At 72.2% G+C, this 7682-nt stretch carries 9 protein-coding genes; 1 reads left to right on the forward strand and 8 read right to left on the reverse strand.

What is annotated here, in order from left to right:
* Positions 1-3 precede the first annotated feature (3 nt).
* The 4 genes from ACFXB5_RS26000 to ACFXB5_RS26015 are packed head-to-tail and all read right to left on the reverse strand — an operon-like array spanning position 4 to position 4693.
* Positions 4-855: an ABC transporter permease gene (locus ACFXB5_RS26000; protein WP_385211972.1), complete on the reverse strand. Its 852-nt coding sequence runs from the start codon at positions 853-855 to the stop codon at positions 4-6.
* Positions 852-1826 (reverse strand): ABC transporter permease, encoded by a 975-nt coding sequence (locus ACFXB5_RS26005; protein ID WP_385211974.1) that lies wholly within the window; start codon positions 1824-1826, stop codon positions 852-854. Before ACFXB5_RS26005 ends, ACFXB5_RS26000 begins: the two co-directional genes overlap by 4 nt.
* A 4-nt stretch (positions 1827-1830) precedes the next feature.
* Positions 1831-3480 (reverse strand): ABC transporter substrate-binding protein, encoded by a 1650-nt coding sequence (locus ACFXB5_RS26010; RefSeq protein ID WP_385211976.1) that lies wholly within the window; start codon positions 3478-3480, stop codon positions 1831-1833.
* A 40-nt stretch (positions 3481-3520) separates the two neighbouring features.
* Complete coding sequence (locus ACFXB5_RS26015; protein ID WP_385211978.1) at positions 3521-4693, reverse strand: C45 family autoproteolytic acyltransferase/hydolase; 1173 nt, start codon at positions 4691-4693, stop codon at positions 3521-3523.
* A 121-nt stretch (positions 4694-4814) separates the two neighbouring features.
* Here ACFXB5_RS26015 and ACFXB5_RS26020 point away from each other — a divergent pair, with 121 nt between their 5' ends.
* Positions 4815-5717 (forward strand): MurR/RpiR family transcriptional regulator, encoded by a 903-nt coding sequence (locus tag ACFXB5_RS26020; RefSeq protein ID WP_385211980.1) that lies wholly within the window; start codon positions 4815-4817, stop codon positions 5715-5717.
* Positions 5718-5735: 18 nt separating this feature from the next.
* Here the strand turns inward: ACFXB5_RS26020 and ACFXB5_RS26025 are convergent, their stop codons facing one another.
* Genes ACFXB5_RS26025 through ACFXB5_RS26040 form a run of 4 tightly spaced genes read right to left on the reverse strand, consistent with a single transcriptional unit; the run spans position 5736 to position 7670 of the window.
* Positions 5736-6083 carry a gas vesicle protein K gene (locus ACFXB5_RS26025; protein WP_385211982.1) on the reverse strand — a complete coding sequence of 116 codons (348 nt, stop codon included), beginning with the start codon at positions 6081-6083 and terminating at the stop codon, positions 5736-5738.
* Between the two features lie 45 nt (positions 6084-6128).
* Positions 6129-6338, reverse strand: a complete 210-nt coding sequence (locus tag ACFXB5_RS26030; RefSeq protein ID WP_385211984.1) for a gas vesicle protein — start codon at positions 6336-6338, stop codon at positions 6129-6131.
* A gap of 49 nt (positions 6339-6387) precedes the next feature.
* On the reverse strand, positions 6388-7251 hold the full coding sequence (locus tag ACFXB5_RS26035; RefSeq protein ID WP_385211986.1) for a GvpL/GvpF family gas vesicle protein: 864 nt from the start codon (positions 7249-7251) through the stop codon (positions 6388-6390).
* Positions 7248-7670: a gas vesicle protein gene (locus ACFXB5_RS26040; RefSeq protein ID WP_385211996.1), complete on the reverse strand. Its 423-nt coding sequence runs from the start codon at positions 7668-7670 to the stop codon at positions 7248-7250. Before ACFXB5_RS26040 ends, ACFXB5_RS26035 begins: the two co-directional genes overlap by 4 nt.
* Between the last annotated feature and the right edge of the window lie 12 nt (positions 7671-7682).

Consider the following 7682-nt stretch of genomic DNA (forward strand, 5'->3'; position numbering starts at 1 on the left):
CGCCTACCTCCCCTTGCCCAGCCGGTCCGAGACCCAGACCCCGACGATGTTGAAGGCCACCACGACGACGGCGATGGCCGTGCCCGGTACGAGGGAGGGCAGCAGCGCCCCCTGCACCACGGCGTCCTGCCCCTCCTGCACCATCAGCCCCCAGTCGATCGAGGGCGATCCGGCGCCGAAGCCCAGATAGCTGAGGGTGGCCAGGCTCATCAGCCCCTCGCCGAAGAGCACCACGAGATAGCCGACGATCGCCCCGGCCAGATTGGGCACCAGGTGGCGTACGCAGATCCGGGTCCCGCTCATGCCCTGCACCCGATAGGCGTCGATATACGGCTTGGACCGCTCGGCGAGGGCGAGGCTGCGGGTGTACCGCGCGATGGTGGGCGCGTACGCGAGCCCCAGCGCGATGATCGACGTGGTGAGGCCGTCGCCGAAGACCGCGATCACCAGGACCACGAACAGCAGGCCCGGGAAGGCGTACATCACATCGGTCACCCGGGAGAGCAGGGTGTCCACCCAGCCGCCGCGCCACGCCGCGACCGTGCCGATCGTGACGCCGAGCAGCGCGGCCAGCGCGAGCAGCGCCAGGGGTGCCAGCAGGCTCGACCGGGCGCCGTACAGCACCCGGGAGAGCAGGTCCTGCCCCGAGGCGTCGGTGCCCAGCGGATGCTGGGAGGTGGTCCCCGCGAGCGAGGCGGACAGGTCGACCGCGTCGGGCGCGTGCGGGGCGATCAGGGGTGCGCACACCGCCGCCACCACGACCAGGGCGAGGAAGCCGCCCGCGATCAGCACCGGCACCGGGCGCCGGGCCCGTACCCGCACCGGGATCAGTGCCCCGGCCGTCACCGTCGTCATGCGGTCTTTCCTTCCGGCTTGCGTCCGGGCTTCCCGCCCGGCGCGACCCGGGGATCGATCAGCGGATGGACCAGGTCGACCAGGGTCGTCACCACGACATAGCCGATGACCATCAGCAGCAGCACCGCCTGGGTGACCGGGAAGTCATGCGTGGTGATCGCGCTGACCAGCAGTGAGCCGATCCCGCTGAGCCCGAAGGCGGTCTCGACCACCACCGTCCCGGCGAGCATGCCCGCCATGACGAGCCCGCACATGGTGACGATCGGGCCGAGCGCGTTGCGCAGCACATGCTGGACGACGATCTGGCGCTCCGACTGTCCGGAGGCGCGGGCCGCCTCCACATGGTCGGAGGCGTACGCCTCGGCCATGGCCTGCCGGGTGACCCGGCTGATCACGGCGAGGGCGCTGAGGGCGAGGGCGAACGCGGGGAGCGTGAGATGGTGCAGCCGCCCGGCGAGCCCCTCGCCCTGGCCCGTCACCGGGAACCAGCCAAGCCGCACCCCGAACAGGGAGACCAGCGCGATGGCCGCCACGAAGGCGGGCACCGAGGCGGCGAGCGTGGTGCCGCCGACGACCGCCGAGTCCACCCAGCCGCGGCGCAGGGCCGCCAGCACTCCGGAGCCGACGCCCAGCACCACGAAGAACACCGTGGCGTAGGCGACGAGTTCCAGGGTGGTCGGCAGCCGCGCCCCGATCAGGTCGGCCACATGGTCGCGGTACTGGAACGACCGGCCCAGGTCGCCCTGGAGGCCGTCCCACAGCCACCGGCCGTACTGGACGACGAGCGGCTCGTCGAGGTGGTGCTCCGCGCGGACCGCCGCGAGCTTCTCCGGGGTGAGCTCCTGTCGGCTGCCGGAGAGGAGGACGGCGGGGTCCCCGGGGGCCGCGTAGACGGCGGCGAAGATGATGAACGAGGCGGCGAGCAGCGTGGCGAACAGGCCGGCGATCCGCCGCGGCAGTCCGCGGATCATGGCGTCAGCCCTTCTTCGTGCCGAGGTCGGCGGCCCACGGGTAGTACATCGACACCATGGACGCCGGCGGGCCGGTGTACTTGTCGCCGAGCACCATCACCGACGGCACCTGCACCAGCGGGATCCACACCGCGTCGTCGGCGAACTTGGTCTGCGCGTCGATGACCAGCTTCGCGCGCTCGCCGTCGTCGATGGTCTGCTGTGCCTTGCCGACGAGGGCGTCATAGCCCTTGTCCGAGTAGCCGAGCCAGTTGTTGGCGTTGCCGGATATACCGTTGTCGTAGAAGCCCGCCGGGTCGGCCTTGGAGATGTACCAGTCGACCGGGATCAGGTCGAAGCCGTCGCGGGACTTGGGGTCGGAGAAGAACTCGTCGTAACGGCTCGACGCGATCGTCTTGACGGTGACCTTCAGCCCGATCTTCTGGGCCGCGCCGCGCACCGCGTTGGTGATGACCGTCTGGCTCTCGCTGCCGTCGCTGGAGACGACGATCGGCTTCGCGGGCGCCCCGGCCTGCTCGACCAGCTTCTTCGCCCGGTCGATGTCGTCCGCGGAGGGCGAGACGGTGTAGGCGGTGGAGTGCTCGAGGTCCTTCTGCGCCTTCTGGAACGCGGCCTTCTCATAGCCCCAGGCTCCGGGGCCCACCGGGGTCGCCCAGGGTTCGGCGAGGCCGTTGAAGCCGGACTTGGCGATGCCCTCGCGGTCCATGGCCAGCGACAGCGCCTTGCGCAGCCGGGCGTCCTTGAGGGCGCCGCTGTTGGTGGGGCTGAGCGACCAGGCGGTGGTGGACTGCCCGTAGTAGGCGCGCACCCCCTTCTTCTTGGCCAGCACGGCGGCGGGGCCGGTGGCGGTCAGATAGGCGCCGTCCGCGGCGCCCGTGGAGATGGAGTTGACCAGGGCGCTGCCGGAGGCCCAGCGGAAGACGACCTCCTTGGTCAGCGGGCGGACGCCCTTGTCCCAGTAGTCCGCGGAGCGCTCGATGGTGAGGGCGGAGCCGGAGTTCCAGCTCTTCAGCCGGTACGGGCCGGTGCAGGCGTCGGGGTGGCCGGGGGTGCCGAAGTCGTCGCCCTGCTTCTCCACCGCCTTGCGTTCCATGATGATCCCGGCGTCACCTGCGAGGGCCTTGGTGAACAGGGCGCTCGGCTTCTTGAAGGTGACGGTGACCTCGTTCGCGCCGGTCTTGGCGATCGTGTCGACGTCCTCGTACTCGTCCGACTCGTTCATCTCCGGCTGGGCGTGCCGCTTGAGGCTCCACACCACGTCGTCGGCGGTCATCCGGGCGCCGTCGTGGAAGGTGACGTCGTCGCGGAGGGTGAGGACGAGCTTCTTGTCGCCGGTGTACTCGGCCTTCTCCGCCAGTCGCGGCGCGGTGGTCATATCGGGCTTGAGCAGGAGCAGCCGCTCGCAGATGTTGGCCATCACGGTGCGGGTGCTGCTGCCGCCCTGGGCGTCCATGTCCAGGGTGGCGGGTTCCTGCTCCACGAGCCAGTTCACGGTGGTGGCCGCGCCGGATGCCTTGGGGGTGGTGTCGGTGAGCTTGAGCTTCGCGGGGTCGACGGACGCGCCGCCGGACCCGGAGGTCGCCCCGGAACACCCTGCGGTGAACAGCAGGGCACCCACAAGGCCGACAGCGGTGGTACAGAGCTTGGTTCTCATGGCAGGCTCTCTGGTCGTTCGAGCGGACGTGAGGGGGGCGTCAGTTGGGGGCGTGCGGACCGTCGTAGAGGTTCCAGGGCAGATGCTGGTACTCGTGGTCGCAGGGGGTTCCGGGGGTCACGTGGTAGTCACCGGTGGTCAGGTCCACGCAGGAGGACAGCAGCGTCGTCCACCACTTGACCTCGGGCCGCCGGGGGTCGGGGTGGGTGCACAGGCCCTCGGGGTGGCCGAGGTGGTCGGACATGGCCTGGCGGATCAGCTTGCGGGACTCGTCCGGCGCGCCGGCCTCGCGCAGCAGGCGCAGCCCGGCCTCGGCCCGGGGCACCCGGATCAGGGAGTCGGAGGACTCGGGGCGGTAGCGGGCCGCGAGCTGGACGGGGACGGTGGTCTGGTAGTGGTTGCCGTGGACGAGCAGCCCCTGCGTCGGATACATCCAGCCGTGTGCGCCCGGAGTGGTCTCCAGGTCGAGGGCGAAGCCCTCGCGGCAGGTCAGCAGGGCGTTGCTGGCGATGTGGCCGCGGGTGCGGCACAGCACGTCGACCGCGTCGCTGATCGACTGACTGTCCAGGACCCGGCGGCGGATCACGGTCTGGGGCAGCCCCACGGCGTCGTCGAACCGGCCGCCGAGGCCGTTGGCGTTGAGGGCGATGCCCGCGGAGTTGGCGCCCTGGCGGCCGATCTGCCCGGCCTCCACCTGCATGATCACGGTGGGGCGCGGGGGCTGGACGATCCGGAGCATCAGGACGGTGTCCGCGACGCCCGCCCGCCAGTCCCAGTTCTGGCCGCAGTAGACGTGGCCGTCGCCGCTCGCCTCGCCCAGTACGGCGAAGGACGTGCAGCCGTCGGTCACCTCCCGGTCGTCCGTGACGTCCGCGGCGGCGTCCGCGCGGGCCCGCATCCGGGCGAAGGTCTGGTCGTAGATGATCTCGCCGCGGGCGTTGAGCGCGAGCACGTCCAGGAGCCCGACGCCCGCCCCGTCGGCGATCCCGCCCATCTCCTCGACGAGTTCGGGGGCGTAGGCGCGGACCGGCTCCAGCCAGCGCTCGGCGCGCGCGGTGACCTGGTCCCAGGTGAGCCCCGAGGATTCGCCGAACGCCTGCTCGTAGTAGGCGAGCGCCCTGCCGATGCTGTCGCGCGCCGCCTCGCCGTACTGGCGGCCGCGCTCGGCCGGCGGGCCGGAGATCTCGACGGTGGGGAGGGTGGCGGCTGTCATGGCACTCCTGTGTTCCGAGGCCCGGGCCCGCGAGGGGCTGTAACGTGTGTTTCAGAAATCAGCGTTCTTGAAACGATGAGCCCAGATCGTAATGTCCACCACAGGGAAGTCAATAGCTGTAATGAGCGAACCGAAAAGCGTTACCGGGACGACACGGCTGGCCGCCGCGGTCCGGGACATGTGGGGTGAGCTGTCCGCTTCCGAGCGGGTGGTGGCCCAGTACCTGGTGAGCGCCCCGCCGGAGAATCTCCTCTTCGCGAGCGCACAGGAGCTGGGCGCGGCCAGTGGCACGAGCAACGCCACCGTCGTCCGCGCCCTCCAGCGCCTCGGCTACGCCGGGCTGCCCGCGCTCAAGAGGGAGCTGGCCACGGGCTTCACCTCCGAAACCGCCCCCGAGGAGCGGCTCAAGCAGCGCATCGCCCGCGTCGGCCACGACCTGGACGAGATCAAGGACCGGGTCTTCGACGAGGCCGCCGAGCGTCTCGACCAGTGCCGCCGGCTACTGGAGACAGATGTGCTGAAGCAAGCGGTGCAAACGCTGGCGGACGCGCGTGAGGTGGTCGCCTACGGCGTCGGCGCCTCGGAGCTCGCCGCCCGGCATCTGGTGCTGAAGCTGCGCCGGGCCGGCCGCCGGGCGCGCTTCGTCGGCGCCACGGGCTTCACCATGGCCGACGAACTGCTCAGCCTCGACCGCGGGGACGCGGTGGTGATCCTCCAACCCGGCCGCCGGCTGCGGGAGTTCACCGTGCTCACGGATCGGGCACGGGCGGTCGGCGCGGGCGTGGTGCTGGTCACCGACATCCCCACGGGGCCGCTGGCCACCCAGGCCGATGTGGTGATCAGCGCCCCGCACACGCCCACCGGCATCACCGCGGAATCCCTGGCCGGGATCGTCGTCATGGACACCCTCGTGCTGGCGCTCGCCTCCCTGGACGAGGCACGGGCGGTCGAAGCGTCCCATCAACTGACCGTGTTGAGGGGGCAGTTGATCGACCGGCCCGAGCCGCGGCCGCGCAAAGGCTGACCGGGCGCACGGGGCTTCTCACCGGGAGGGCGGGCCCACCGGAGAGCCCGCCGAGGAGCCCGCCGGGGAGAGCAGGGTGCCGAGCGGGCCGAGGTCGAGGTTGAGGTCCTCCATCCGCAGGTCGTGACGGGCGCACATCTCCTCCATGCGCTGCTGGAGGATCATCAGCGTCATGCCGACGCGCTCCTCCTGCGCCTCCGTCAGATCGCCCTTGTCGACGCGGTGGAGCGCCTGGCGCTCCATCAGCTGACGCAACAGCTCGACCACGGTCAGCACCAGCTTGGCGAGATCGCGCTCGACCGTGTCCGCGTCGGTGCGCAGCCGCTGGGCGGTGGCGCCGGAGGGGACGCCGGAGGGGGCTGACATACGCGGGTTTCCTTTCGTCGGGGCCTTGTGCGTCAGGGCCTCTCGTCAGGGCAGCAGCGGGGCGGGGTGTTCGGCGTCGACCGGGGCGATGACCGCGCGCAGGTCGATCCGTACGAGGTCGACGTCCGCGATGGACAGGACGAGGTCACCGGCGAGCACGACCCCGCCCTGGAGCAGCCGGTCCAGCAGGTCGATCAGGGCGACCTCGCGGCCCGCGAGCGCCCGTGCGTCCTCATCGTCCAGCGCCCCGCTCATACGGCCTCTTCCAGCGCCCCGCTCACCCGGGTCCCGTCCAGCGCGCCGCTCATACGGGCTCCGGCCGGGCGGCCGGGTCGGGCGGAAGGGCGAAGGAGTACGGCGCCCAGGGACCGGTCACCTCGACGCGCACCCCGGGCTGTCCCTCGGCGGCGGCCAGGACGCGGGAGCGGAACTCCTCGGCGCGATCGGCCGGCACCAGATACGCGTCGTTGGCGATGTTCTCACCACCGGGCTTCCCGCCACCCGCCGTCCCGCCACCGGCCACCTGGGCGAGTTCGCCGCGCTGCGGCCGGTGGGCGACCCTGCCCACCGCCAGGCCCCCGGCCTCCTCGGCGATGCGCGCGGCCGTCCGTGCCGCCGTCTGCCAGAGTTCCTCAGCGCCGCGCCGACGCCGGCGGCGGGCGGCGAGATAGGCCCGGCCCGGGCTGAGGGCCGCCTCCCCACCCGTGGCCTCGGCGGGCACCGCCGCGTCGCCCGCCAGGGAGTCCGTCGGGTCGGTGTAGACCTTGACGCCCCATTCGACATGCCCGGCGAGCCGTTCCAGCAGCGGCAGGAACTGGTCGCGGCGCTCCTGGAGGACCTGCCGCACCCGGTCCTCGTCCCGGTAGACGGTGGCCAGCCGCAGCGGCAGTACGGCGCCCAGCGGGGCCAGCCCCGCCACCACCCCGTGGTGGCCGCGGGCCAGCGCCTCCAGCCGGGGCAGCTCCTCCAGGCCCGTCTTCAGCGCGCCCTCCTCGAACTCCTCGGCCGGGACCGGGCCGACGGCCGCGGCCAGGTCCCCGGTCTCCACGAGTCCCACCTGCTCGTCCGCCACCCCGCGCAGTACGGCCGCCGCCCGCGCGGCCTCCGGGGTGGGGCGCAGTACCGCGTAGGCGTACACCATGTGCTGTCGCCGTGTTCTCTCGGTCAACCGTCCACGCTCCTGTCCTCGGCCCGTGCCCGCAGCGCCGCGATCTCGGCGCGCAGCCGGGCGTTCTCCTCGGTGAGGGACCGCTCCGCGTCGTCGTCCGGTACGGCCCGGGGGCGGGCGCGGGAGGACAGCGACGGATCGTGCTCCCACCAGTCGATGCCCATCTCCTTCGCCTTGTCGACGGAGGCCACGAGCAGCCGGAGCTTGATGGTGAGCAGCTCGATGTCCAGCAGGTTGATGCGGATGTCGCCCGCGATCACCACGCCCTTGTCCAGCACCCGCTCCAGGATGTCGGCGAGCGACGTGGCGCCCTCGGCGCCCTGGCCGTACGGGGTGGCGGGCGCGCCGGGGGGGGGGCGGCCCCGCGCCCCCCCCGCAGGTCGGAGGTCGTGGGGGCGGGCGCGCCCGCGCCGCCGCACCGCCCGCGCGCC

Source organism: Streptomyces sp. NPDC059455 (assembly GCF_042750115.1).
GTDB classification, from domain to species: domain Bacteria; phylum Actinomycetota; class Actinomycetes; order Streptomycetales; family Streptomycetaceae; genus Streptomyces; species Streptomyces endocoffeicus.

Bases quoted from the DNA above. Each gene is read 5' to 3' on its own strand.
- ACFXB5_RS26015 (WP_385211978.1), bottom strand. From the start codon at position 4,693: ATGACAGCCGCCACCCTCCCCACCGTCGAGATCTCCGGCCCGCCGGCC.
- ACFXB5_RS26025 (WP_385211982.1), bottom strand. From the start codon at position 6,083: ATGTCAGCCCCCTCCGGCGTCCCCTCCGGCGCCACCGCCCAGCGGCTG.
- ACFXB5_RS26005 (WP_385211974.1), bottom strand. From the start codon at position 1,826: ATGATCCGCGGACTGCCGCGGCGGATCGCCGGCCTGTTCGCCACGCTG.
- ACFXB5_RS26000 (WP_385211972.1), bottom strand. From the start codon at position 855: ATGACGACGGTGACGGCCGGGGCACTGATCCCGGTGCGGGTACGGGCC.
- ACFXB5_RS26020 (WP_385211980.1), top strand. From the start codon at position 4,815: ATGAGCGAACCGAAAAGCGTTACCGGGACGACACGGCTGGCCGCCGCG.
- ACFXB5_RS26010 (WP_385211976.1), bottom strand. From the start codon at position 3,480: ATGAGAACCAAGCTCTGTACCACCGCTGTCGGCCTTGTGGGTGCCCTG.
- ACFXB5_RS26030 (WP_385211984.1), bottom strand. From the start codon at position 6,338: ATGAGCGGGGCGCTGGACGATGAGGACGCACGGGCGCTCGCGGGCCGC.